Raw genomic sequence first — 24,524 nt, forward strand, 5'->3', positions numbered from 1 at the left:
CGTGGCGGGAAGAAGACACACCCACCCCTCCCCTCCTCCCTGGGTCCTCAGGCAGGCTGATAGAGGCGGTAGTCCAGCTCTGGATAGAGGTTGTCGCGGCTCTCGACGTGGGTGAGCCAGCCCTCGTCCACGCTGCCACCGCGAAGCTGCTCGTGCAGGCGCTGGAACCGCAGGAGGTGCTCGCGCGTGCGGCGCTGCGCGTACTCCACCATGGTGCCCGTCTTCATGATGAAGGCCCAATCCGAGGACTGCGCGAGCAGCAGCTCCCGCGCGGCCTGGTTGAGCGCGCGGCGTTGCAGCTCGCCCGCATCCGGGAAGTCCCGCGCGAGCGCCACCATCTGCTTCGCGCTGTGCGTGAGGTGGCGGTAGATCCAATCGTTGCTGCCGTCCAGCCACATGCCCGCGTACCCCCCCGCGCCCCACGAGGACAGCGGCGGCGTCGCCACCTGATTCTCCGGGTGCTCCCGCAGGTCATCCGACGGCGTCACCAGCTTGAAGGTCTTCTGGTCGTACGCGGCCTTGCGGATGAAGAAGTCGAGGAACTGCGGCCCCTCGAACCACCAGTGACCGAAGAGTTCGGCGTCGTAGGGCGCGACCACGACAGGCGCTCGGCCCCCAAGGCGTGCGGCGAGGTCTTCAATCTGCCGTTCGCGGTTGAACAGGAAGTTGCCCGCGTGGACGGCGGCGCGCTCACGCGCGGCCCGAGGGTCATACGGGCGCTTGTCGTCCGTCTTGCCGGTGATGCGGAAGTACTTGAAGCCCGTGTTCTTGCGTTCACCGGTGGGCTGGATGAACGGGCGGATGTAGTCCAGGTCCAGGTCCCAGCCGATGTCCCGGTAGAACTCGCGGTAGTCCGGGTCGCCCGGGTAGCCGTGCTCGGTGCTCCACACCTGCTGGCTGCTCTCTGGATCCCTCGCGTACGCGGCCACGCCGGCCTCGGTGAAGACCGGGGCGTAGGGCCCGTGCAGCGGCCGGGGCACCGCGTCCGTCAGGCCGTGCGTGTCCACGAAGAAGTACCGGATGCGCTCGTTGGCGAGCAGGCGCTCCAGGCCCGGGTAGTAACCGCACTCGGCCAGCCAGATGCCCGCGGGGTCCTTGCCGAAGTGCTGGCGGTAGTGATTCGCCGCCACCGTCACCTGGGCCCGGACGGCCTCCGGCACCTGATGCATCAACGGCAGGAAGCCGTGGGTGGCGTTGCACGTGAGGATGTCCAGATGGCCCGCGTCCTGGAGACGGCGGAACGCGCTGACCAGGTCGCGCCGGTAGCGGTCGTGGAACATGCCTCGCAGGGACTCGAAGTGGTCCCGATAGAAGTGGGCAATGGGCCCGAACGTGGCGTCATGGCGCGTGCGGTGGACTTCCCGCGCGCCCAGCTCGCAGAGCAGGTCCAGCCGCCGTGCGTAACGCTCCATCAGGAGCTCGTCTCGAAGCATGGAGACGAGCGTCGGAGACAGCGTCATCGCCAGCCGGAACGGGACGCCGTCCTCCGCCAGCTTGTCGAAGACCTGGAGCAGCGGGAGGTACGTCTCGGAGATGGCTTCGTAGAGCCAGTCCTCCTCGAGGAAGTCCTCGTGCTCGGGGTGCCGGACGAAGGGGAGGTGCGCATGGAGAACCAACGCGAGGGAGCCCTGGCTCATGGTCGTTCGAAGTCTCCGTGCAGGTTCATGAACGGCGGCCGCCCGTTGGCGGCTTGCCAGGAAGTGGCTCCGACACCTCGGTCGACGACCCTGCCTCCGTGTGTTGCGGACGTGAGACTCGGGCCGAAGACGCTGGCACCTCGAAGTAGCGGTGGTTCTCGCTGTCGTCCGAGGCACCTGACCGTGTGTCTTCAGGCCGTGAAGTCACGCGCTTCCGCGACGGTGGAGGCACCTCGAAGTAACGGTGGTTCTCCTCCTCGGAAGGAGCAGGTGCATCGTGGGCAGGCGACGGTGCTTCGGAGCGCCGCGGGTGTGTCTCCGCGAATCTCGGTTCGGTGGCATCCCGCTCCCGGTCCCCTGCCGCGTCATCGACCGGCTGGCTGCCAACGGCGCCTGCTGCGCGAGGCGTCGACTGAGATGACCACGTCGCGGCCTCGGGAGTGCGTCCGGGGGCCTCTTGATAGTGCTGCTCGGATGCACCTGACGCACGCTCGGGCGTCTCGAGATAACGGAGGTCCGAAGCGCCTGGAGACGTGGCCAGATAACCCTGGTCCGAAGCGCCCGAGGCACGTGGGACATGGCCCAAGTAAGGATGGTCCTCGTACCGCTGGTCCGAAGCCCCCGATGCGCGTGGGACATGGCCCAGGTATGGCGAGCCCGCCACGCTGGAGGGATGGTCCAGGTACCGCTGGTCCGAAGCGCCCGAGGCGCCCGGACCGTGTCCCAGTTGGGGCTGAGCCGCGCTGGCCTGGTAGCGCAAGTCGGACGCGCCCGGCATGCCTCTGACGTCCAGGTACCGGTGCGGCGCGCCCGTGCTCACGGCTTGCCCCGAGACGCTCCCCTGCGCCTGATGACGCAAGTCGGACGCGCCCGGCATGCCACGAACATCCAGGTATCCCTGCGGCGAGCGCTCGGCCGCGAATTGTCCCGTCGCGCCGTCCTGGTACCGAAGGTCCGAGGCGCCAGGAATGCCTCTCACGTCCAGATAGCGATGCGGCAACCGCACAGGGGCCCCTTCATGAGCACGAGGCACCACCGCGCCCGCCCCAGGACGCGGAGCCCCTTCCGCGTAACGCAGGTCCGAAGCCCCCGGCACGCCCCGCACGTCCAGGTAGGCGCGCGAAGCGGACGGAGGGACACCCGCCGCCGAGCGCTCAGTGCTCTCGACATAGCGTTGGTCCGAGGCTCCCGGCGCTCGGCTCAGCGTCTCCAGGTAACGAGGAACCGGCGACGTCACGGCCCCCTGCGCCACACGCTCCGTTCGAGGCGCCGCATCCGCGAGATACCGCATGTCCGAAGCCCCGAGCGCACGCGCTTCCGCCGCCGCATAGCGCTGGTCAGAAGCCCCGTGCGCGCGTTCAGACGCGCCCACGTAGCGCTGGTCCGATGCGCCCGGTGCTCGCTCGACGCCTTCCAGATGCGCGTCGTCCCGCGCGCCACCGCTGCGTTCGCGATGGACCTCGGGCACGTCGAACGCACCTCCGCTTCCAGGCAGATTCACCCGCCTCCAGGAGATGTATTCGCGCTCCTCGTCCGGCAACGCCCGCGCGGCGGGCACTGACGGGGGAGCCTCCACCACGGGCGGCACGCGAAGAAACCGCACCGTCAGGTCCGTGGACACGCCCATGGGGGGCAGCGTCACGCGGTTGCTCGATGCGCCGATGCGCCGGCTCCGCCCGTCCCTCCCAATGAAATGGGCCTCCACGCGGTACGTCCCACCCGGTGCCAGCCCCTGGACGTAGAAGCCCGGCGCCTCCAACACGAAGGCCTCTTCCCGGATGACGTGTTCACCATCGAACACACGCAGCACGGGCCGAGGAGCATCCAGGCCGTCTTCCGCCCGGAGCCGGGCGCCCAGGCTGAAGTCCCAGGACACGAAGAGCGTGTGGGGATCCCGTGGCAACAGCAACACCGTGTCGTCTTGGTAGCCCGCGGGCAGCGCCCCCAGCCCCTCGGATTCCTCTTCCACGGGGGCCTGCGCCGTCGCGGGCGCGGGCTCCACCAGGTGGTGATGACGCGCCTCGTCCTCACCGGCCACGCGCGCGACGAAGAACCCCTCCACCACGGGCTCGGCGGCGTGCTGAACCGGCTTGGGACTCGCAACCGGGGCCGCCTCTTCCTTCGGCTTCGGCTCGACCGGTCGCGTATAGGACGAGACCACGGGCGTGACGGGCTCACGCGGGCGCTCCACACGGGGCTTCGGAGGGAAGTTCACCACCGTCGCGGGTCTGGCGGGCGGCTTGCTCCCCGGTTTCTCGGAGGCCCGCTTGGCGGCCACCCGCTTGGGCGCGGACACCCGCCCCTGCCCCGGAGCCGGCGCCTCTTTCGCCTCCACGCCAGACGCGGCCTTGGACGACCTGGCCGTCTGGGTGGCGGGGGCGGCATGAGGCGCCTTGGAATCAGGGGCCTTGGAGGCGGCCTTCGGAGCCGCGAGCTTTCCCGGCACCCGGATGCCCGCGAGCCTGGCGAGCTTCGCCAGCGCGGGGACGTAGGCCGCCAGGGCGGCGAGCAACTCCTCCTTCCGCATCCGGCTGTAACCGGTCCCCAGGTGCTTCCGGGCCAACTCCCTGAGGTAGCCGACCGTTACGCTCTTGAGGTCTTCCATGGGCAAGCAGGCCTTTAGGTCGCGGGTCGTAGAGGGTCAACGTGCCAGCATTTCATGTGTTCTTCGCCCGACCCCCCTTCTTCGACCAACACCCGATGACACTCCGGGGGCGGCTAGGTATCCTGCCCACGCTTGAGCGACCTGCCCAGACTGCTCCTGTGCAGTTTCGACGTCATCCCCGGTCCGTCGGGTTCGTCCCGACGTGTGACCGAATACTTGAAGGCGTTGCCGGATCGCTTCTCCGTGGTGGTGCTGTCGGCGAAGACGCCGGACCACTCCCACATCGAGAAGTACCAGGGCGCTCGACTGCTGCGCGTCCCGGTAGGCTCGGGGGACCTGGCATCCCGCATCCAGGCCTTCGAACGGGCCGTGCGCCGGCAACTCGAGAGCGAGGACTACGCGCTCGCCCACTTCACGGACCCCTTCGGCGGATACGCCTTGTGCGAGCTGAAGGGGGACTACGGGTATCGCCTCATCTATGAGGCGCAGACATTCCCTTCGCAGGAGCTGCGCTACACCCACCCCCAGACGGAGGGGGACCGGCGCTTCCTGTCCAAGGTCCGCCGGCAGGAGCTGTTCTGCCTGATGAACGCGGACCTCGTCGTCACCGGCTCGGAGACGACGCGTGGGTACATCCAGTCGCTCGGCGCCAGCGAGGACCAGGTCCGGGTGCTCCCCGCACCGGTGGACCTCGGCCCGTATACGCCCGACGTGCTGGGCGTGCCCGACGGCAAGCCCCTGCGGATGATGTACCTGGGCAGCCAGGTGGGATGGCAGGGCCTGTCCACGCTGCTGCGCGCGGTGGCGCTGGCGGCTCGGCAGGAAGAGGTGCGCCTCACCGTGGTGGGCGCGAAGCACCCGGACTGGCAGCCGCATCTGGATGACCTGGTGAAGGAGCTGGGCCTGGGAGACCGGGTGGAGTTCCAGCCGCCCGTGCACCATGACGACCTGGCCAAGGTGCTCGCGCTCGCGGACGTGGGCGTGCTCCCCATGGATGATGTGGAGCGCAATCGCGTGCAGGGTGGCCCGCTGGCGAAGGTGTCGGAGTACCTGGCCGCTGGCCGGCCCGTCATCGCCGCGGACCTGCCGGTGACGCGCGAGCTGGTCCCCGAAAGCGCCGCGCTGTTCTTCCCACCCGGCAACAGCCAGGCGCTGGCCGACCGCATCGTCGAGCTGGCACGCAATGTTCCACGAAGGCTGTCCCTGGGCCGCGCGGGACGGGCGCACGCGGAGGAGGCGCTCGACGCGGGACTCATCCGCGGGAAGCTGCTGGACCTGTACGACTCGCTGCTGGAGAAGCGGTCGGAGCCGGTCTCCACCACGAGCGAGGACGACCTCCCCGCGCCGACCACGGTCACGGGGACGCCCACGAACCGGCTGGCGGCGTTGCTGCCTCCCGAGCCCGCCCCCACCGTGTCCCCTGTCGCGAAGGCGAAGGGACCGGACGCGAAGAAGGACGTGGCTCCGGCGAAGCCCTCGGTGAAGGAGGACCTGCCGCTCGTCAGGGGCGAGGTGCTCGATGAGGGGCTCGACACCCGGCTCATCAAGACGGAGTTGGAGACGAATCCCATCGAGCCTCCCGTGGTGATGGGCGCGCCCCTGCGGGAGGCGCCGGCCGCGAGCGGCTCAGGTCGGGAGAGCGAAGCGGCGGAACGGAAGGACGCTGCGGCGGAGACCGCGCAGGCGCATGAGCAGGACGCGGCCGACGACGAGGACTCCGAAGAGTCGCTTCCCATCGTCCATGCGACGGAGATCGAGCCCGACGAGGAGCCGCCGCCACCGACGCCCGTGGTGAAGGTCCCGCCCCCGCCGGGGCGAAGCGCGTCGGCGTCGAGCTCCGACACGGATGAAGTGTCATCGACGATGCCCAACAGCCGGGTGCCGCCGCTCTCGGAACGAGGCATATCGGCGACGAGTCTCGACACGGACGAAGTGTCGGCGACGACGCCCAGCAACAGGTTCCCGCCGCTTCTGGGACGCGGCCCCTCGGCGTCGGGCGCGGATGAGGGTGGAGCATCGGCGTCGACACCTGTCGTCAAGGTGCCTCCGCCTCCGGGACGGAGCCCCTCTGCGTCCACCCCGGATGGGAATGACGCGTCTTCCGCGACGCCTGTCGTCAAGGCGCCCGCGCCGTTGGGCCGGAGTACATCGGACGCCAGCGACATGTCCTCGGCGACGCCCGTCGTCAAAGCCCCCGCGTCCCTGAATCGGAGCGCGGAGGACTCCAGTGACACGTCCTCGGCGACGCCTGTCGTCAAAGCACCTGCGTCCCTGGGTCGCGGCGCATCGGACTCCCATGACACGTCGTCCGCGACGCCTGTCGTCAAGGCGCCTGCGTCCCTGAATCGGAGCGCATCGGACGCCAACGACACGTCGTCTGCGACGCCTGTCGTCAAAGCCCCCGCATCTCTGAATCGGAGCGCGGACGACTCAAGCGACGCGTCCTCGGCGACGCCCGTCGTCAAGGCGCCTGCATCATTGGCGTCGGAGACGACTGACGCCGCGGCGGCCACGCCGGTCGTCAAGGCCCCTTCCCCGCTCGGCCGCAGCACGTCATCGCCTGGCGACGACGACGCCCACTCTCCGTACACGCCCATCGTCAAGGCGCGCGCGGTGGACGACGAATCGCCCGAGGCGCCCACGCCGACGCCCGTCGTCCGGAATCCCGTGCACGGCGACCGCTACGAACCGCCCACGCACACGCCCGTGGCGCGGACTCCGTTCGAAACTGAACGGGACGAGCCCCCGGCCCCGACCCCCATCATCCGCGTGCCCACGGAGCTGCTGCGTGAGCTCCTCCCCACGCGCTCCTCCCACAGCCGCGGCGCCACCAGCCGCCCCGAGGAGTTCCCCACCCCCACGCCCATCGTCCCCGCCCCATCGCCGCTCGCCAGCCGGAGCATCACCTCCCGGATGGAGACGCCCGTGGGCCGCATCGCGTCGCTGCCTCACCAGCCGCGGACCACGACGGGCTCCGACCTCGAACGGCCTCCGCCCGTGCTAAAGCCCAGCCCGGGAGCCTCGGAGGCGGACCGCCTGCCGCCCATCCGGGGAGGTACGCCCACCGCGTCACCGGAGCGCCCGCCCCCGACACTCCGTCCGGGCGCCGCATCCTCCGAAGCGGACCGGCCGCCAGCGCTTCCGCCTCGCGCGGCCACTCCGCCTCCGGTCCCCCGGCAGCGTCCGCCCAGGCTCCAGTCCGTGGACGGACCGCCCCGTCTCGCGCCGGTGGAGTCTCCGTCGCTGAAGATGTCCGCGCCGATCGCCGGCGGCCACCACGACGAGCCCGAGGAAATCTCCGAGGACGAAGCCGAGGCCATCGACGACGCGGACACCGACAACCCATCCCGCGCGCGGCCCCAGCCCGACGAGCCCGACGAAATCAGCAGCGACGAGGTGGAGGAAGCGGAGATTTCCGCCACCAATGCAGCGCAGCTCATCGACGCGGACGACGCCATCGAGGAAGCCGAGGCCGAAGCGGCCCCGGACCCCGATGAGGGCCCCGCACCGGAGCCCGTGCCCTCGGCGCTGAACCCGTGGTTCGCCCAGCTCGCGCACGGGTACTGTCCCCCCGACGGAATCCGCTTCGACCGGCATACTCCGCCCACGACGTTCCCCGGCCGGGACGACACCACGAACCCCGCGCACCCGGCGCCCTCGGGCCGTCCGGAAGGTATCTCCCGCGACAAAAGCTCGTGAGGCAGCCAACCGAGCTGATCCTGGAAACTTTCCAAGGGTCGCGCCCGCCCGATAGGATGTTCCGGTTTTCACAGCACTTTTTCCGGGACAAAGGGCTTCATGGAGCGTCGGGTCCTCATCGTTGAGAGCGAGCATGATTTGGCGCTCAGCATGGCCTCCGTGCTCAAGGGCGCGGGTTACCAGACCACCCTGGCGGAGACGTCGGCTGACGCGCAGCGTGAGCTGGAGAAGCGGCGGCCAGATCTGGTCGTCCTCCGCGCGGAATTGAGTGATCAGTCCGGCTTCGTCCTCTGCGGCAACATCAAGAAGGGCAAGTGGGGTCAGAACCTCAAGGTGCTGCTCATTTCCTCCACCAGCGGCGTGGATGGACTGGCACAGCATCGTCAGACGCCGCAGGCGGCGGACGGCTATCTCGCCTTCCCGTTCGGCCCGGACGACCTCGCCACCTTGAGCCGCGGCATCGTTCCTCCTGGAATGGAGGACGCCGCCGGATTGGAGGATTCGACGCCGCGTGAAGCGCCGCCGCCCATGCCCTCCTCGGCCAAGGGCCCCGCGGGTGGCCCGCCGAAGCTGCCCAAGCGCGAGCGCCGCAGCGCCATGACGGAAGAGGACCGCGCGTTCCTCGACCGCGCCTTCCAGTCCATCGCGGACCGCAAGGCGGAGCTGCTCGCCGACTCCCGCCAGCTCAAGCGCCCGCCGCCGCGGCGCGAGCTGATGGGCACGCCCGAAGGCAAGATTCAAATCCTCCGCGACGAGCTGAAGACGCGCGAGGCCCAGCTCGCCCGCCTCTCCGAAATCTGGAGCGTGCGCGAGCGCGAGCTGCTCTCCGGCGAGGACCGGCTCCACGAGAAGGACGTGGAGCTCCAGGGCCTGAAGATGCAGGTGGACGACCTGCTCCGCCGCTTCAACGAGGCCCAGCAGGCCACCATCCAGAAGGAGCGCGAGCACGGCGCCACCGTCGATGACCTGCTCCTCCAGAAGTTCTCCGCGGAGAAGGACCTCATCGAGGTCGTCGCCTCCAAGGAGAAGGACATCAACCTCCTGCGCCGCGAAGTCTCTCGCGCCGAGGAGGAGCTGTCCCGCCGCGCCGGTGAGCTGGAGCACGGCCGCAACGAGTACGACAAGCTGGAGAAGCACCTCGGCGTCGTCACGCTCGAGTTCGAGGTCAAGGAGCAGAAGCTCCAGGACACCCTCCTCGCGAACGAAGGCGAAATCGCCCGGCTGACGAAGCGCGGCGATGACTTCGAAGCCGAGCTCAGCCGCACCGTCAGCGAGCGCGACCAGCGCTTCGCCGAGCTGGACGGTGAAATCCAGGCGCTGCAGGAGCGCCTGCAGCAGACGGAGCAGGAGCGCGACAGCACCGTGCGCGGCCTGGAGGCCCGTGCCACCCGCGCCGAGCAGCATGGCGCCCAGGCCGACGCGGAAATCCACCGGCTGAACGCCGAGCGCGACGCGCTGGACGCGAAGCTCAGCCAGCAGATCTCCGACCTGGAGACCGACCTCGCGCGGACCACGAGCGAGCGCGACCAGCTCCGCCTGGACAAGGATGCCCAGGAGGCCGAGCTCACCCAGCGCATCGAGGACCGCGACGCGAAGCTCGCGACGCTGGACCGCGAGCTGGCGGAGACCATCGCCCGGAACGAGCACACCGAGGCGGAGCTCAACGCCAACATCCAGCAGCAACTGGAGCGCATCGGTGAACTCGAGGGCGAGGTCGAGGCCGTCAAGACGCACCTGGAGGACCGCGAGAACGAACTGACCGCGGAGCTCCAGGCGCTGGGCCAGGCCAAGGACGAGCTGGAGACGGACCTCAACGACCGGCTCCACTCCCTCAACCAGGCGAAGGACGCGCTGGAAGCGGACCTCTCCCGCCAGTTGGAGGAGCTGCGCTCCGCCAAGGCCGAGATGGAGGCGGACCTCACCGGTCAGATTCAGGCGCTCACCTCCCAGTTGGAGGAGACGCAGCGGCAGCTCGACGATTCGCAGCGGACCGGCGAGCAGCTCTCCGCGCGCGTCGCGATGCTGGAGGACACCATCTCCCAGCGCGATGCCACCATCGAATCCCTCCAGGGGGATGTGGCCGCGCGCGACCAGCGCATCTCCGAGCTGAGCGGTGACCTGGAGGCCACCAGCCAGACGCTCGCGCAGACGCAGCAGACGCTGGGCCAGACGGAGCAGCAGCTCGCCGACACGCAGAACACCCTCGCCAGCACCGAAGGCACACTGGCGGAGACACGCGGCGAGCTGGAGGCCACCAGCCAGACGCTCGCGCAGACGCAGCAGACCCTGGCCCAGACCGAGGGCACGCTGGCGGAGACGCGCGGCGAACTCGACGCCACCAGCCAGACGCTCGCGCAGACGCAGCAGACCCTGGCCCAGACCGAGGACACGCTGGCGCAGACGCGCGGCGAACTGGACGCCACCAGCCAGACGCTGACGCAGACGCAGCAGACCCTGGCCCAGACCGAGGACGCGCTCGCGCAGACGCGCGGCGAGCTGGACGCCACCAGCCAGACGCTCGCGCAGACCGAGCAGCAGCTCGCCGACACGCAGAACACGCTCGCCAGCACCGAAGGCACGCTGGCGGAGACGCGCGGCGAGCTCGACGCCACCAGCCAGACGCTGGCCCAGACGCAGCAGACGCTGGCGCAGACCGAGGACACGCTCGCGCAGACGCGCGGCGAACTCGACGCCACCAGCCAGACGCTGGCGCAGACCCAGCAGACCCTGGCCCAGACCGAGGACGCGCTCGCGCAGACGCGCGGCGAACTGGACGCCACCAGCCAGACGCTCGCGCAGACCGAGCAGCAGCTCGCCGACACGCAAAACACCCTCGCCAGCACCGAGGGCACCCTGGCGGAGACGCGCGGCGAGCTGGAGGCCACCAGCCAGACGCTGGCGGACACGCAGGCCCGCCTCGCGGACACCGAGGGCGCGCTGGCGCAGACGACCCACGAGCGCGACCAGCGCATCGTGGAGCTGGCGGACCTGGGCGCGGCCAAGGACGCGCTGGAGCAGGACCTCACCGGCCAGATTGGCCAGCTCCGCAGCGAGCTGTCCGAGACGCAGGGGAACTACGAGGCCGAGCGGGCCGCCCACGAGAAGCTTGCGGCCGAGACGAGCGCGCACATCGGCGACCTCACCAGCGAGCGCGACGGTCTGCGCTCCGAGCTGGAGGCCACCAGCGCGACGTTGGACCAGACGCAGGGCCAGCTCACCGCCACCCGTGACGCCCTGGCGCGTGAACAGCACGCGCATCAGGAGAGCCAGCGGGCCGCCGCCAGCGCCCAGGCCGCGCTGGAAGGTCAGCTCGCCGAGGCGTACGCCCACGAAGAGGACCTGGGCGAGCACCTCACCGTCACCAAGCACGAGCTGGGGACGCGCGTCGCCGAGGTGACGCAGCTCACCGCCACGCTGGCCCAGACGGAGAATGCCCGGGCGAGCCTGGAGGAGCGGCTGCACACGCTCACCGTGGAGTCGCAGCGCCGCGAGGAGCTGCTCCAGAACGACCTGACGCAGAAGGGCACCGAGCTGTCGGACACGCTCCGCAAGCTCACCCACGTGACGCAGGAGAAGATGCGTCAGGCCGAGGTGCTCAACCGCGAGGTGGCCACCCGCACCGAGCAGCTCAAGGCGATGGACGCCAAGCTCCAGGCGCAGGCCAACGAGGCCCAGAAGCAGGCCGAGGGACTGGGCCAGCAGATCGCCGGGCTCAACGAGCAGTTGGACCAGGGCCGCAAGGCGCTGGCCGGACGCGAGGAACAGCTCCGCGCCGCGGGCACCGCGCAGCAGAAGCTCACCACCGAGCGGGACGGGCTCGCCGGGCAGCTCCAGCAGGCGGAGGCCAAGGCCCAGCAGCAGGCGCAGCAGACGGCCCAGGAGCGCGCCGACGCCAAGAAGGCGACGGACGAACTGGCCGCGAAGCTGGCCAAGGCCGAGCAGCGCATCGCGCAGCTCATGCAGGACACCCAGAACCTCGCGGCCGACGCCGACGCCAAGGCGAAGGACCTGCAGGGCCAGCTCACCACGCGGGCGAAGAAGATTCAGGACCTGGAGCTGGCGCTGGAGAACGCGCAGGGCGCCAAGGGCCGCGCGGAGAAGGAGCTCAACGCCAAGGTGACCGCCGCCGAGGGCAAGGCCCACGAAGCCGTCACCCGGCTGGCCACCGCGCAGAAGGAGCGCAAGGACCTGGAGGCGCGGCACCTGCGGGAGCAGGAGGAGCTCACCGCCAAGCAGAAGGCGGAGCTGGAGCGCCGCGACGCCATCAAGGCCCAGGAGGTCGCCCGCCTGCAGCAGTCCGTGCAGGAGAAGAGCAAGGCCCTCAAGGTCGCCGAGCTGGAGCTGGCCCGCTACAAGAGCAAGTCCGCCACCGCGCCCGCCGCGAAGGCCGCGGCGGCCAAGCCCGCCCCCTCCGAGGAGGACGAGCTGGCCACGAAGCCGCAGCTCAACCAGGTCATCCCGCCCGCGGCCCAGGCTCCGGCGAAGAAGCCCGCTGCCAAGGCCGCCGCCCCCGCCGCGAAGAAGGCCGCGGCCCCTGCGCCCGCGCAGCCCTCGCCCCCGCTGGGCGAGGACTCCGAGGCGACGGACCGGACACTGCTCATCCAGTTGCCCACCGTGAAGGAAGACGACGACTGGACGGCCCTGGTCGACGAGCTGGACAAGTAGCCCACGCTGTCTTCTGGGATTCCGGCACCCCGCCGGAATCCCGGCGGGCACCCGCCTCAAAAAGCACGCGACCCGCTCGAGGGCCCCTGACATCCGTGCCCTAGCAGGGCATGCGGTTCAGGCCTTCGGCGGGTCGTTGCGCATCCAACATCCGGCGGTGTTCGCCGGGCTCACAGGGCGGCGCGGGCCTCGCGGACCAGCTCCTTGAAATGGAGCGTGGAGACGACGTCGCGGAAGGAGACCCCACGGCCTCCACTCTCGGCCTCCGCCTGGGCCCTGCGCCAACTGCTTCGGAACGTCCGAAAAGAGACATAGGCCAGGAGCAGCGGGAACCCGCCGGGGAGCAGGATGACCGCCACCATCATCACCATCCGCAACCACGCCCACACCATGACCGCTGACCTCACTGAGTCTTGAGTTACGGCGAAGAGATGCACGGCGTGTGCCCACGGTGCGCAGAAAATTTCCCACTGCATTTCCGCAGGGTTGGCGGGCAACGAGGCGGACGGGCCGCGGTGCTGGTGCCGGAACCCTGGCATTTTTGCCGCAGTGGCTTGGAGGCCCTCGGTTAAGTTCACCGCGTGAGCACCCCTTCGACGGTTGAGAGCCACGCCTTCACCAGCGTGGAGGACGCGGAGCAGCGCCTGGAACAGGTGGGCTACCTGTCCTCGCCGGAAATCGCCACGGCGGCCTTCCTGGCGGACCGGATGAACAAACCCATCCTGGTGGAAGGCCCCGCCGGCGTCGGCAAGACGGAGCTGGCCAAGGCGCTGGCCCAGGCGCTGGGCCGCGAGTTCATCCGGCTCCAGTGTTACGAGGGGCTCGACGAGGCGAAGGCCCTCTATGAGTGGGAGTACGCCAAGCAGTTGCTCTACACCCAGCTCCTCAAGGACAAGATTGGGGACATGGTGCAGGGCACCACCACGTTGGCGGAGGCGGCGGACCGGCTGGCCTCCAGCGACGCGGTGTTCTTCTCCGAGCGCTTCCTCCTGCCCCGCCCCGTGCTGCGCGCCCAGCTTTCGGAGCGCCCCGCCCTGCTGCTGGTGGACGAAATCGACAAGGCGGACCCGGAGTTCGAGGCCTTCCTGCTGGAGGTGCTGTCCGACAACGCCGTCACCATCCCCGAGCTGGGCACCTTCCGCGCGAAGCACATCCCCCGCGTGCTGCTCACCTCCAACGCCGCGCGCGAGCTGTCCGACGCGCTCAAGCGCCGCTGCCTGCACCTGCACATCGACTTCCCGGACCGCGAGCGCGAGCTGCGCATCGTCCGCTCGCGGCTCCCCCAAGTCCCCCAGGTCCTGGCCGAGCAGGTGGTGGAGGCCGTCGCCGCCATCCGCACCTTGGACTTGAAGAAGGCACCTTCCATCAGCGAGACGCTGGACTGGGCCCAGAGCCTGGCCCTGCTGAACGCCGACCAGCTCACCGCGGACGTGGTGGCCTCCACGCTCAACCTCGTCCTCAAATACGAAGGCGATATCGAGAAGGCGAAGTCCAACCTCTCGCAAATCGCCCAGGCCTGACGGGCCCCATAACCGCGTGCTGCTGAAGGAACGCTTCCAAATCACCCGCCCGCTCGAGGAGATGGAGCTCGTCCTCGTGCGCGCGGCCATGGCCCGCACCGCGCTGCTCGACCCGCGGGAGGAAGCCATCCTGCGCACCGCGCTGTCCCTGGCGCGGCTCTACAAGGTGCGGCACGGCGCGCTGGACGTGGGCGTGGGCGCGCTGCTCACGCCTTTCCGCGAAGAAGTGGAGCGCCGTTTGCGCCCCGTTCTCCTGGGGCCGTACCCGCCCACGCGCGACCGGCTGATGCCGCACGTGAAGGATCTGCGCCAACACGCGGCGAAGGCGCGCGACGCGGTGGCGCAGCGCCTGCGCGGGCGCGTTCCGGTGGAAGCGCTGGACCGGGAAATCCGTCAGAAGGAATTGGTGCTCGTCACCGGCGGCGGCGGCGGGACGGCCTACGTGTACCTGGGTGTGATGAGCCTGCTCGACGAGCACGGGCTGGAGCCGCGCCTGCTGGCCGGCACGTCCATGGGCGCCATCCTCGCCATCATGCGCTCGCGGCTGCCGCGCTTCGACCCCACGGACATGATCAACATCGTCCGGGGCCTCTCCTTCCGGAAGCTCTTCCGCTTCATCTCCACGGAGAGCCGCTACGGCCTGCCCGCGGCGCTGCGGCTCTTCCTCCGCGCGGGGCTGGGCCGGTTCTTCGGCGCGGGGCCGGAGAGCAGCGGCATGCGGTTGAAGGATTTGCCGGTGCCCACGCTCATCGCGGTGGGCGGCATCCGCCGCGGCATGCTGCCCAGGCCGCTGGAGTATTACGAGCGCCTGTTGGGAACCAGCCCACTGGGTCTGCTCAACCCCGCCGGTGTCGCCCTGCGCATCCAGGCCGCCATGGGCGCCATGGCGGAGCTCTTCACCCGTCCCGAAATCACCGCCCGCCTCTACCTGGGCGCCGACGAGACCACCGGCGACTTCGACGCGCTCGACGCCGCGGGCTTCTCCTCCGCGCTCCCCGGCGTCATCCACTACGACGTGCTGCGCGAGGACCCGGCGATGCACACGTTGGTGGAAGGATTGATGGGCCAACACGGCGTGGCCCGCTTCATCGACGGAGGCCTGGTGGACAACCTGCCCGCGAAGGCGGCCTGGAAGGCAGTGGCCCGGGGACGCATCGGCACGCGCAACGCCTTCATCCTCGCGCTGGACGGCTTCGCGCCCCGCTTTACAACGCCCTTCTGGCTGCCCCTCCAGCGGTTGGCCGCGATGACGGTGGCGCCCAATCTGCCCTATACGCACCACGTCAAACGCTTCCCCCGAACACTGTCGCCCATCGAGGTCGTCCCCTCAGTGGAATTGGCCTCGAAGGCGCTACACTTCGGGCGAAAGGCACTGGCGGAGGACATCCCGTTCCTCCGCCGGATGCTCGCCCCCCTGCCACCGGTCCTGTAACCCGGTGGCCGGAACGACAAACTCGCTTTGACCTCATAGCGGTGGCTGGCTAGAAGGCCCGGGCGGTCCCACACCTCAAACATCCAGGCGAAGGAACATCGAATGAGCTCGACCTCGAGTAGTGGAGTGCGCGCCGAGCAAATCTGGCTCGACGGCCGACTGATGAAGTGGGACGAGGGCCACGTGCATCTGATGACGCACGCCTTGCACTACGGCCTGGGCGTCTTCGAGGGCATCCGCGCGTACAAGACGCATGATGGACGGCTCGCCGTCTTCCGGCTGCGTGAGCACATCCGCCGGCTGCTCGACTCGGCGCACATCATCATGCTGAAGATTCCGTACACCGAGGACGAGCTCTTCGACGCGTGCGTGAATCTGCTGCGCGCCCAGAAGGACCTGTTCGCCAACGGCGCCTACCTGCGGCCCGTGGCCTTCATGGGCGATGGCGCCATGGGCCTGGGCGCGGTGAACCCCACCCGCACGGCCGTGACGGCCTGGGATTGGGGCGCGTACCTGGGTGACAAGGGCATGAAGGAGGGCATCCGCGCCAAGGTGAGCTCGTACACGCGCATGCACGTGAACGTGAACATGGTGCGCGGCAAGATCACCGGCCAGTACGTCAACTCCATCCTCGCCAAGCGCGAGGCGGTGATGGCGGGCTACGACGAGGCCATCCTCCTGGACATCAGCGGCTTCGTGGCCGAGGCGTCCGGCGAGAACATCTTCCAGGTGAACAAGAAGGGCATCATCAAGACGCCCCCGCTGTCCTGCCCCATCCTGGATGGCATCACCCGCGACACGGTGCTGCACATCCTCCGCGACAGCGGCCGCACGGTGGAGGAGGTCACCTTCACCCGCGACGCGCTCTACATCACCAACGAGATCTTCTTCTGCGGCACGGCGGCGGAAATCACGCCCGTGCGCGAGGTGGACAACCGTCAGGTGGCGGACGGCAAGCCCGGCCCCGTCACCCGGTACGTGCAGGACATGTACTTCCGCATCGTGCGCGGCGAAGAGCCGAAGTACGCGCACTGGCTCACGTACGTCTGAGCCACCCCCGCCCCCTCTTTCGCGTCGAAGGAGGGGGCGCCGGGCGCCGGCGGTCTCCCGCCCGCCCCTCGGGCCGCCCCTGGAATGACGCCACGTCTCGTGAACGGGCCCGCGCTGAATGGGCTAGAACGGGGCTCGATGGCTCCTCCCGCTGGCTACGCCTACGACGACAATCCGTTCAAGCTCGAGAACCCATCCATCCTCGACATCGCTCCGTCGGAGCCGAAGTCCGTGGAGGACACGGGGCTCAAGATGGGCATGCTGTCCGACATCGCCCTGAAGTACCTCTATTACACGGGCACGGGCACGGGCATGGGCATCGCGGACGAGATGCGCCTGCCCTGGCCGGGCGTCATCGAGCACGTGGTGGACTTCGTCGCCACCGAGAAGCTGGTGGACCTGCGCGGCGGCAAGGGCTTTGGCCGCGCGTCGGTGGAGTTCATCCTGTCGGAGAAGGGCCGCGAGTACGCGCGCGACGCGCTCACGCGCAACACGTACGTGGGCCCCGCGCCGGTGCCCATCGAGCAGTACAACGCCATCATCAGCAGCCAGACGGAGGAGACGCCCGTCGTCAGCCAGGACGAGCTGGTGATGGCGCTCAGCCACCTCACCGTCCCCGCGGAGCTGATGGACAAGCTGGGCCCCGCGGTGAACTCCGGGCGCTCGCTGTTCCTCTACGGCTCGCCGGGCAACGGCAAGACGAGCCTCGCCGAGGCCGTGTCGAACATGTTCGGCGGCGAGGTGTACGTCCCCCACTGCCTGGAGATTGGCAATCAGATCATCCAGGTCTACGACCGGCTCATCCACACGCAGGTGTCGCTGGAGGTCGGCCGGGACTCCTCGGGCCGCCGGCAGACCTTCGAGATGGACAACCGGTGGATGCTCTGCCGCCGGCCCTCCGTCGTCGTGGGCGGCGAGCTGACGCTGGCCATGCTGGACCTCATCTATTCGGAGAGCACCCGCTTCTACGAAGCGCCGTTCCAGGTGAAGGCCAACGGCGGCATGCTCCTCATCGACGACTTCGGCCGCCAGAAGGTCCACCCCACCGACCTGCTCAACCGCTGGATTGTCCCCCTGGAGAAGCGGGTGGACTTCCTCACCCTCCACACGGGCAAGAAGTTCGAAATCCCCTTCGACCAGCTCCTCGTCTTCTCCACCAACCTGGACCCCAAGGAGCTGGTGGACGAGGCCTTCCTGCGCCGCATCAAGTACAAAATCGAGGTCGGAAATCCCGATGAAGAGGCTTACCGGGAAATCTTCAGTCGCGTCTGCGAGGCAGCGGGAATCCCGTATGTTGACCAGGCCGTGACGTACCTCATCGAGCACTACTACAAACCCCGGAGCATGGAGCTCCGCTCGTGCCATCCTCGGGACCTGGTGAGCCTCATCCGGGACGCGGCACGCTACCGGCAGATACCGCCGGCACTCTCAAAAGACCTCCTCGACCAGGCGTGCGAGGTGTTCCTTGTCAATCTGTGATGATTTCGTTGTTACAACCGCGCGGAATTTCTAGAATCCACGCGCCGTTGTACCGCTCGGCCGCATGCTTCGAGTACCGCCCGCGGCGGACCCGTAGCGAGAAGGAGCCGTAGTCCGTGAAGGAACGCTACCAGGACATCGACGAGAAGAACGAGGCGCTGCGCGGGTACCTCGACATCTACAAGGACAAGCCGGACGCGCGCGAGTTTGTCGACAAGCTCGAGATGTCGTGGATCTACCACGACGCCGCGCTGGAAGGAGTCGTCTACACCCATCAGGAGCTGATGGCGGCGCTCTTCCCGCATCGCACCAGCGCGGAAGCCTCGATGATTCCGGTCGTGCTCGAGATCCGGAACCACAAGGCCGTCTGCGACTTCATCCGCGAGGAGGCGGCGGGCGCCAGGAAGCAGGCGCAAATCACGCTGACCACCATCAAGCGGATGCACGACCTGTTCCTGGGCAACACGCCCGAGGCCCAGACGGAGCGCGCGCGCATGGAGCGGCGAGAGCGCACCGAGAAGGAGCTGGCCAAGGAGCGCGACAGGTCCGGGCTGCGCAAGGACATGCCGCTGCACCGCACGTACTTCCACGACATCGCCCAGCCCGCGAAGATCCAGGGCGAGCTGGAGAAGCTCGTGGACTACACGGGCAGCGCCGAGTTCCGCGAGTTCCACCCCATCAAGCAGGCGGCCACGGTCCAGCACAAGTTCGTGCAGGTCTTCCCCTTCACCGAGCACAGCGGGAAGGTGGGGCGCATGTGCAGCAACCTCATCCTGCTGCGCAACGGCTACATGCCCGCCGTCATCCACTCCATCGACCGGCAGCGCTACTACGAGTCCTTCCGGGCTCCGTCGTCCGCGTTCCGCTCGGTGCTGATGGACGCGATGGAGAACTCGCTCGACAACGGCGTGAAGTACTTCCGTGACCTGAGCCGCAAGTACAAGGCGCTGAACGGCTGACCCGCGCGCGGGCCCGCGCACGGCCCCCATCCGGGGTCGTGCGGAGGCCCCATCCGGGGGATGCCCCGCCCATCCAGGTGAGCCCGCGCTGGCCCGACGAGGGAGCGCGCAGGCTCACGGTCCTCCCGTCCCTCGTGAAGGATTCGGGGTCCGTCGACACCATTGGTGTGTTGGCAACAGACCCCGGATTCTCGAATCCCAGGACGGGAGGAAGTAAGAAGAATACCCATGCCCGTGACACAGTCCTTCAACAGCCGCCGCGGAACCGGAAACTCGGGAGGCGAGCTGACGGAGCCTCCGCCAGAGCGACTGGCCCACCTTCCGGCGCGTGACAAGCTGGAGCGGCTGCTGCAGGTGGCGCGCGGCCACGAGAAGGCCCTCATCCTCACGCACGACAACCCGGACCCGGACTCGTTGGCGGCGGCGGTGGCGCTTGCCCACCTGCTGGAGCGCAAGGCGGGCCTGAAGGCGCGGGTGGGCTACGGCGGCATCATCGGGCGCGCGGAGAACATCGCCTTCGTGCGCGTGCTGCGCCTGCCCATCTCCCACGTGTCGGAGATCGACTTCGACGAGTACGACCTCTTCGGTCTCGTGGACACGCAGCCGAAGGTGGGCAACCACTCGCTGCCCGCGAAGCTGGAAGCGCACCTGGTGGTGGACCACCACCCCCTGCGCCAGGAGAGCCTGGAGGCCCCCTTCGCGGACGTGGGCGGAGACTTTGGCGCCACGTCCACCATGCTGGTGGAGTACCTGCGCGCCGCGCGGATGGAACCGTCCGTGGAGGTGGCCACCGCGCTCTTCTACGGCATCAAGGCGGACACGCGGGACTTGGGCCGGGAGACGACGCCCGTCGACGTGGACAGCTACCTGTGGCTGTTCCCACGGATGGACAAGACGCTGCTGGCGCAGATTGAGCACCCCGAGCTGCCCGCGCGGTACTTCCAGCTCTACCACACGGCCTATGAGCGGGCGAAGGTGTACGGGACGGCCATCGTCACCGACCTGGAGGAGGTCTACTCCCCGGACATGGTGGCGGAGGTGGCCGAGCGGTTGATGTTCCTCGAAGGCATGAAGTGGTCGCTGGCCTTCGGCACCTACCGCAACCAGTTGTTCCTCAGCTTGCGCGTGAAGGACCGGCGGATGAACGCGGGGCGCCTCATCCGCGAAATCTGCGAGGACTACGGGGGCTCGTCCGGTGGCCACGGCAGCATGGCCGGCGCGCGGCTGCCGCTGTCGGGCAAGCTGGCGCAGCGCAAGGCCCTGAAGCGCGAGCTGGTGTCCAAGTTCCTCGAGGCCTTCGGCGTCGCGGACGAGCGGCCCGTGTCGCTGCTGTACGCGCAGGACTCGTGACGTACTGGGACTACAACGCGACGGCGCCGGTGCGTCCGGAGGTGGCCTCGCTGTTGGCGCGGGCCTTCTCCCAGGGCGGCTTCGGCAACGCCTCCAGCGTGCACCAGGAGGGCCGCGCGGCCCGGGCGCGGCTGGACGCGGCGCGGGCGAAGGTGGCCCGCGTGCTCGGCTGCGAGCCCAAGGAGGTCAGCTTCACGGGCTCGGGGAGCGAGGCGAACGCGCTCGCGCTCGTGGGGGCGTGGCAGGAGCGGCCCCATCCGGAGCGGCGGCGCATCGTCACGTCCGCCATCGAGCACCCCGCCCTGATGGCCACGGTGGCGCAGTTGGAACACGCGGGCGCGCACGTCGTCCGACTCACACCGGGCGCGGACGGCCGCGTGCGCGAGTCGGACGTCCTGGCGGCGCTGACGCCGGACACCGCGCTGTGCTCCCTGCAGTGGGCCAACAACGAGACGGGCGTCCTGCAGCCCGCGCGGGAGGTCGCGCGCGCGTGCCGGGAGCGCGGCATCTTGTTCCACACGGACGCGGTGCAGGCGGCGGGCAAGGTGCCCATGACGTCGCGCGAGGTGGACGCCGATTTGCTGTCCCTGTCCGCGCACAAGTTCGGCGGGCCCCCGGGCGTGGGCGTGCTGATGGTGCGCAAGGGCGTGGACGTGCGCGCACTGACGCCGGGACACCAGGAAGGTGGGCGCCGGGGCGGCACGCAGAACGTGCCCTACGCGGAGGCGCTGGCCCTGGCCCTGGAGCTGGCGGTGGCGGAGTTGCCGGAGACGTCCGCGCGCGTGGGCGCGCTGCGGGACGCCTTCGAGCGCGAGGTCTTGGGCGCCCTTCCCGGCGTGCACGTGAATGGCGGCGACGCGCCGCGCGTGCCCAACACGAGCAACCTGCGCTTCGACGACGTCGAGGGCGAGGCCCTGCTCATCGCGTTGGATTTGGACGGCATCTGCGTGTCTTCCGGCGCCGCGTGTGCGTCCGGAACCCTGACGCCGTCGCACGTGCTCCGCGCCATGGGCCTGTCGCCCGCGCAGGCCCGTGGCAGCCTTCGCTTCAGCCTGGGCCCGGCCACGACGGAAGCGGACGTGGCGCGCGTGGTGAGCGCGCTTCGCCAGCACGTGCCCGGGGTCCGCGCGCTGGCGGGCTAGAACACCGAGCGATGGCCCAGGGGCAGGCGGAAGTGGAAGGTCGAGCCCTGCCCCATCACCGACTTCGCCGACAACGAGCCCCCGTGCAGCTTCGCCAGTGACGAGGCGATGTAGAGCCCCAGGCCGTGGCCTTGCGCCGGGTCGTCGTCCGCCCTGCGGAAGCGGTCGAAGACGGTGGGCAGCACGCCGGCGGGAATGCCGGCGCCCCAATCCCGGACGTGGATGTCGGCCAGCCCTGGGTGCAGGGAGAGCCCTATCTCCACCCGCCGCCCCGCGGCGCCATACTTCACCGCGTTGGACAGCAGGTTGTTGAGCACCTGCCGCACCCGCTCCGAATCGAAGGGCAGCAGCACGGGCTCCGCCGCGCCCACCAGCAGGAACTCCATCCCCGGCTCCAGCTCGCGCCACTCCTGGATGAGGTCCTGGAGGAAGTGGGCGAGGTCTTCCCGGATGGGCCGCAGCTCCACCTTGCCTTCCGACAGGCGTGAGGCGTCCAGGATGGACGTGATGAGGTGGTTCATCCGGTCCAACTGACGCAGGACAGCCTCGGACGAACGGACTTCGTCGTCCGCGCCCCGCTTCTCCACCTTGCGCAGCAGCATCTGGGCATTGAGCCGCGCCGAGGCGAGCGGCGTCTTCAGCTCATGGGCCACCCAGGTGAGCACCTCTTCTCGGGCCAGGGCGGGCGTCTTCGGCGCGGTGCCCGCGGGCTTCATTTCGACGACGACGGGCGCCGCCATGGGGGGGCGCGCGCGCAGGGTGCTGATGATGGCTTCCTCGAAGGCGGCCAGGTCCACCGGCTTGGCCAGGAACAGGTCCGCCTCTTCCCGGCCCGTCGGCCGCGCCGCGCTCAGCAACAAAAAGGGAACCGCGAGCAGGGCGGGGTCGGCCCGCATGGCGCGCAGCAACTCCATGCCCGTCCTGCGCGGCATCATGTGGTCACTGACCACCAGGTCGGGCGTCTCCGCCCGCGCCAGCATCAAGGCCTGGTCCCCATTGTGGGCACGGATGGCGCGGTAGCCGAGCGACTCCACCACCTCGGCGAAGACCTCGAGCAGCGCCTCTTCGTCCTCCGCGATGAGGATGCGGGTCATTCCGAAGCCCCGATGCTCGTCCCGAGCGGCCGCGCCTGCCCTGTCAGCAGCCCCTCCGCGGAGCGCAGCGTCGCCAAGACCTTCACACCCGCATCCGCGATCTGGAACTCACGCAGGTCATTGTCGTACGCGCTGTCACGCATCTTGAGCACGGACAGGATGCGGTGGATGCGCCCACGCAACTCCACGTAGCGGAGCAGGAGCAGGTTCTCTCCCAGGGTGGCCACCGGCGCGTCACTGAAGTCGAGCTCCGTGCCAGCAATCTTGGAGACCTCCCGCGTGTAGAGCGTCGTCACCCCCAACCGGCGCAGTCTTTCCGCGAGCGCGGCCAGGAAGAGCGGCCTGCGCTCCGGCTCAACGATGGACTGTTCAAGCATCGTGAGCCCATCGAGCACCAGCCGCTTCACCCCCCGGCGAAGGACCTCCTGAAGGACGCGGTCCATCACCAGGTCTGCCTCCTGCTCCACGGGCGGGATGTAGAGGTAGGTGACGGTGCCCTCCTCCACGAAGCGCTCCACGTCCAGTTGGATTCGCCGCGCCCGGGCCGCGAGCGACGCGACGGAGTCATGGAAGGAGACGAAGAGGGCGGGCTCCCCACGCCGCGCGCCATCCACCGCGAAGTGCGCGGCCAGCAGCGTCTTCCCAATGCCCATGCTGCCCGCGAGCAGCGTGGCGCTGGTACGCGGCAGGCCACCGGACATCAGCGAGTCCAGCTCTGGCAGGCCGAAGCTCGCGCGGTCCGAGGGTGGCTGGGAATCCACACCGGGGGGCTCCAGCGCCTCCAGCCGCGGGATGAACGACACCCCCTCCCCATTGATGCGCATCAGGTGCGCTCCCGGGATGTGCGGCCGCCCGCGCAGCTTGACGACCTCCACGCGGCGCATGCGGCGGGCGCCCTGCTTCGACGCGGACAGCGAGACGATGCCATCCACCGTGGTGGCTTCGGGGAGCGTCAGCAGCTTCTCCAGGGGATACTCGGTGGTGAAGAGGCCGATGCAGTCCGCCGCGGCCAGGCCAATGCCCAGCTCATAGAGGAACTCCCGCAGGCGCGCCTCGTCCTGCCACAGGTCCCGGATGGCGCGCAGCCCGTCGATGAAGAGCAGCTTCGCGCCCCGCCTGCGCACCGTCTGGACGATGAGGTCCCGCGTCTCCCGGGCGCCTTGCTTGAGCGAGGAGTAGACGCTCATCACGAAGAGCTTCTCGCCCAGCAGCTCTTCCTTGAAGAAGTCGAAGTTCGCCAGCTCGCCCACGAGCTTGTCGTGGGGCTCGGACGTGACGGTGGCCAGCACCACGGGCAGGCCCCGCGCCGCGGCGAGGAAGGCCAACTGGCTGCACAGCACCGTCTTTCCGCTGCCAGGGTCGCCGGCGACGATGAGGGACTGCCGCCGGGGGATGCCGCCTCCCAGCAAGGTGTCAAAGCTCGGGATGCCCGTTTCGAAGAGCGACCACGCCCTGGGAGTCATGCAGGATTCATCTTCTGGCGGAAGGAACGGATGGACCCGCGCCACTCGACCGCCGGAAGGAGCGTGCGTAGGAACACTTCGAGCGCGCTCCTCCTCTTTGACCTAACAATCCAAGTGTCGAAGGCCAAGCGTTGGCACCGGACATCCGAGCCACCCCCTGGGGCAAATGCTCGCTGGCCGACAGGCGTGGCGTCCCGTTCACGGACTACCAGGATTGCTCCGGGAGCGACTGCTCGCGGACGTCTTCGTCGGGCTGGCCGTAACCGGGCATCCCGTCCTCCCGGGCTTCATCCGCGTGGGAGGTGCGTCTGCGCTCCGGCGCCCCGCCCTTTGGCTCGGGTGCCTCCTGCGCTGGCTGCTTCTGCTCGGGTTTCTGCGCCATCTTCCTGCCTCCTTCCGCGCGGACACACCGCGGCAACGGAGGAGAAG

At 69.2% G+C, this 24,524-nt stretch carries 15 protein-coding genes; 9 read left to right on the plus strand and 6 right to left on the minus strand.

What is annotated here, in order from left to right:
- Nucleotides 1-47: 47 nt before the first annotated feature.
- Both A176_RS19375 and A176_RS19380 read right to left on the minus strand, forming a co-directional pair.
- Entirely contained in the window at nucleotides 48-1,637 is a 1,590-nt protein-coding gene (locus A176_RS19375) for a glycoside hydrolase family 57 protein (protein WP_002639744.1), read from the minus strand.
- Between the two features lie 25 nt (nucleotides 1,638-1,662).
- Nucleotides 1,663-4,242: a DUF4912 domain-containing protein gene (locus A176_RS19380; protein ID WP_002639743.1), complete on the minus strand. Its 2,580-nt coding sequence runs from the start codon at nucleotides 4,240-4,242 to the stop codon at nucleotides 1,663-1,665.
- A 174-nt stretch (nucleotides 4,243-4,416) separates the two neighbouring features.
- On the opposite strand from A176_RS19380, the gene A176_RS19385 reads away from it, so the two are divergent.
- The gene (locus tag A176_RS19385) at nucleotides 4,417-7,941 is read left to right on the plus strand and encodes a glycosyltransferase family 4 protein (protein WP_476704360.1); all 3,525 of its coding nucleotides are present in this window, start codon (nucleotides 4,417-4,419) and stop codon (nucleotides 7,939-7,941) included.
- A gap of 99 nt (nucleotides 7,942-8,040) precedes the next feature.
- Nucleotides 8,041-12,606, plus strand: coding sequence for a response regulator (locus A176_RS19390; RefSeq protein WP_002639741.1), 4,566 nt, complete (start codon nucleotides 8,041-8,043; stop codon nucleotides 12,604-12,606).
- 170 nt (nucleotides 12,607-12,776) lie between these two features.
- On the opposite strand, the gene A176_RS19395 is transcribed toward A176_RS19390, so the two are convergent.
- Nucleotides 12,777-12,998: a hypothetical protein gene (locus A176_RS19395; protein WP_002639740.1), complete on the minus strand. Its 222-nt coding sequence runs from the start codon at nucleotides 12,996-12,998 to the stop codon at nucleotides 12,777-12,779.
- 189 nt (nucleotides 12,999-13,187) lie between these two features.
- On the opposite strand from A176_RS19395, the gene A176_RS19400 reads away from it, so the two are divergent.
- The 7 genes from A176_RS19400 to A176_RS19430 all read left to right on the plus strand — a co-directional run bounded on the left by A176_RS19400 (nucleotide 13,188) and on the right by A176_RS19430 (nucleotide 21,538).
- Complete coding sequence (locus tag A176_RS19400; protein WP_002639739.1) at nucleotides 13,188-14,126, plus strand: AAA family ATPase; 939 nt, start codon at nucleotides 13,188-13,190, stop codon at nucleotides 14,124-14,126.
- A 16-nt stretch (nucleotides 14,127-14,142) separates the two neighbouring features.
- Complete coding sequence (locus A176_RS19405; protein WP_002639738.1) at nucleotides 14,143-15,558, plus strand: patatin-like phospholipase family protein; 1,416 nt, start codon at nucleotides 14,143-14,145, stop codon at nucleotides 15,556-15,558.
- A 102-nt stretch (nucleotides 15,559-15,660) separates the two neighbouring features.
- Nucleotides 15,661-16,608, plus strand: coding sequence for a branched-chain amino acid transaminase (locus A176_RS19410; protein WP_044891055.1), 948 nt, complete (start codon nucleotides 15,661-15,663; stop codon nucleotides 16,606-16,608).
- 138 nt (nucleotides 16,609-16,746) lie between these two features.
- On the plus strand, nucleotides 16,747-18,087 hold the full coding sequence (locus A176_RS19415) for an AAA family ATPase (RefSeq protein ID WP_002639736.1): 1,341 nt from the start codon (nucleotides 16,747-16,749) through the stop codon (nucleotides 18,085-18,087).
- 116 nt (nucleotides 18,088-18,203) lie between these two features.
- Nucleotides 18,204-19,046, plus strand: a complete 843-nt coding sequence (locus A176_RS19420; protein WP_002639735.1) for a Fic family protein — start codon at nucleotides 18,204-18,206, stop codon at nucleotides 19,044-19,046.
- Between the two features lie 228 nt (nucleotides 19,047-19,274).
- Entirely contained in the window at nucleotides 19,275-20,396 is a 1,122-nt protein-coding gene (locus tag A176_RS19425; protein ID WP_002639734.1) for a DHH family phosphoesterase, read from the plus strand.
- Nucleotides 20,393-21,538, plus strand: a complete 1,146-nt coding sequence (locus tag A176_RS19430; protein WP_002639733.1) for a cysteine desulfurase family protein — start codon at nucleotides 20,393-20,395, stop codon at nucleotides 21,536-21,538. The genes A176_RS19425 and A176_RS19430 overlap by 4 nt, the downstream gene beginning before the upstream one ends.
- Here A176_RS19430 and A176_RS19435 read toward each other — a convergent pair.
- The 3 genes from A176_RS19435 to A176_RS38735 form a co-directional block, all read right to left on the minus strand.
- Nucleotides 21,535-22,632, minus strand: coding sequence for an ATP-binding response regulator (locus A176_RS19435; protein WP_002639732.1), 1,098 nt, complete (start codon nucleotides 22,630-22,632; stop codon nucleotides 21,535-21,537). The two genes, A176_RS19430 and A176_RS19435, sit on opposite strands and share 4 nt — an antisense overlap.
- Nucleotides 22,629-24,095 (minus strand): ATPase domain-containing protein, encoded by a 1,467-nt coding sequence (locus A176_RS19440; protein WP_002639731.1) that lies wholly within the window; start codon nucleotides 24,093-24,095, stop codon nucleotides 22,629-22,631. The genes A176_RS19435 and A176_RS19440 overlap by 4 nt, the downstream gene beginning before the upstream one ends.
- Before the next feature lie 205 nt (nucleotides 24,096-24,300).
- Nucleotides 24,301-24,477 (minus strand): hypothetical protein, encoded by a 177-nt coding sequence (locus A176_RS38735; protein WP_002639730.1) that lies wholly within the window; start codon nucleotides 24,475-24,477, stop codon nucleotides 24,301-24,303.
- Nucleotides 24,478-24,524: the final 47 nt, after the last annotated feature.

It is taken from the genome of Myxococcus hansupus (assembly GCF_000280925.3).
GTDB classification, from domain to species: domain Bacteria; phylum Myxococcota; class Myxococcia; order Myxococcales; family Myxococcaceae; genus Myxococcus; species Myxococcus hansupus.

What these genes read in the sequence shown, in the direction of transcription:
- A176_RS19375 (WP_002639744.1), bottom strand. Translation starts at nt 1,637, where the DNA reads ATGAGCCAGGGCTCCCTCGCGTTGGTTCTCCATGCGCACCTCCCCTTC.
- A176_RS19380 (WP_002639743.1), bottom strand. Translation starts at nt 4,242, where the DNA reads ATGGAAGACCTCAAGAGCGTAACGGTCGGCTACCTCAGGGAGTTGGCC.
- A176_RS19390 (WP_002639741.1), top strand. Translation starts at nt 8,041, where the DNA reads ATGGAGCGTCGGGTCCTCATCGTTGAGAGCGAGCATGATTTGGCGCTC.
- A176_RS19395 (WP_002639740.1), bottom strand. Translation starts at nt 12,998, where the DNA reads ATGGTGTGGGCGTGGTTGCGGATGGTGATGATGGTGGCGGTCATCCTG.
- A176_RS19410 (WP_044891055.1), top strand. Translation starts at nt 15,661, where the DNA reads ATGAGCTCGACCTCGAGTAGTGGAGTGCGCGCCGAGCAAATCTGGCTC.
- A176_RS19415 (WP_002639736.1), top strand. Translation starts at nt 16,747, where the DNA reads ATGGCTCCTCCCGCTGGCTACGCCTACGACGACAATCCGTTCAAGCTC.
- A176_RS19425 (WP_002639734.1), top strand. Translation starts at nt 19,275, where the DNA reads ATGCCCGTGACACAGTCCTTCAACAGCCGCCGCGGAACCGGAAACTCG.
- A176_RS19435 (WP_002639732.1), bottom strand. Translation starts at nt 22,632, where the DNA reads ATGACCCGCATCCTCATCGCGGAGGACGAAGAGGCGCTGCTCGAGGTC.
- A176_RS19440 (WP_002639731.1), bottom strand. Translation starts at nt 24,095, where the DNA reads ATGACTCCCAGGGCGTGGTCGCTCTTCGAAACGGGCATCCCGAGCTTT.
- A176_RS38735 (WP_002639730.1), bottom strand. Translation starts at nt 24,477, where the DNA reads ATGGCGCAGAAACCCGAGCAGAAGCAGCCAGCGCAGGAGGCACCCGAG.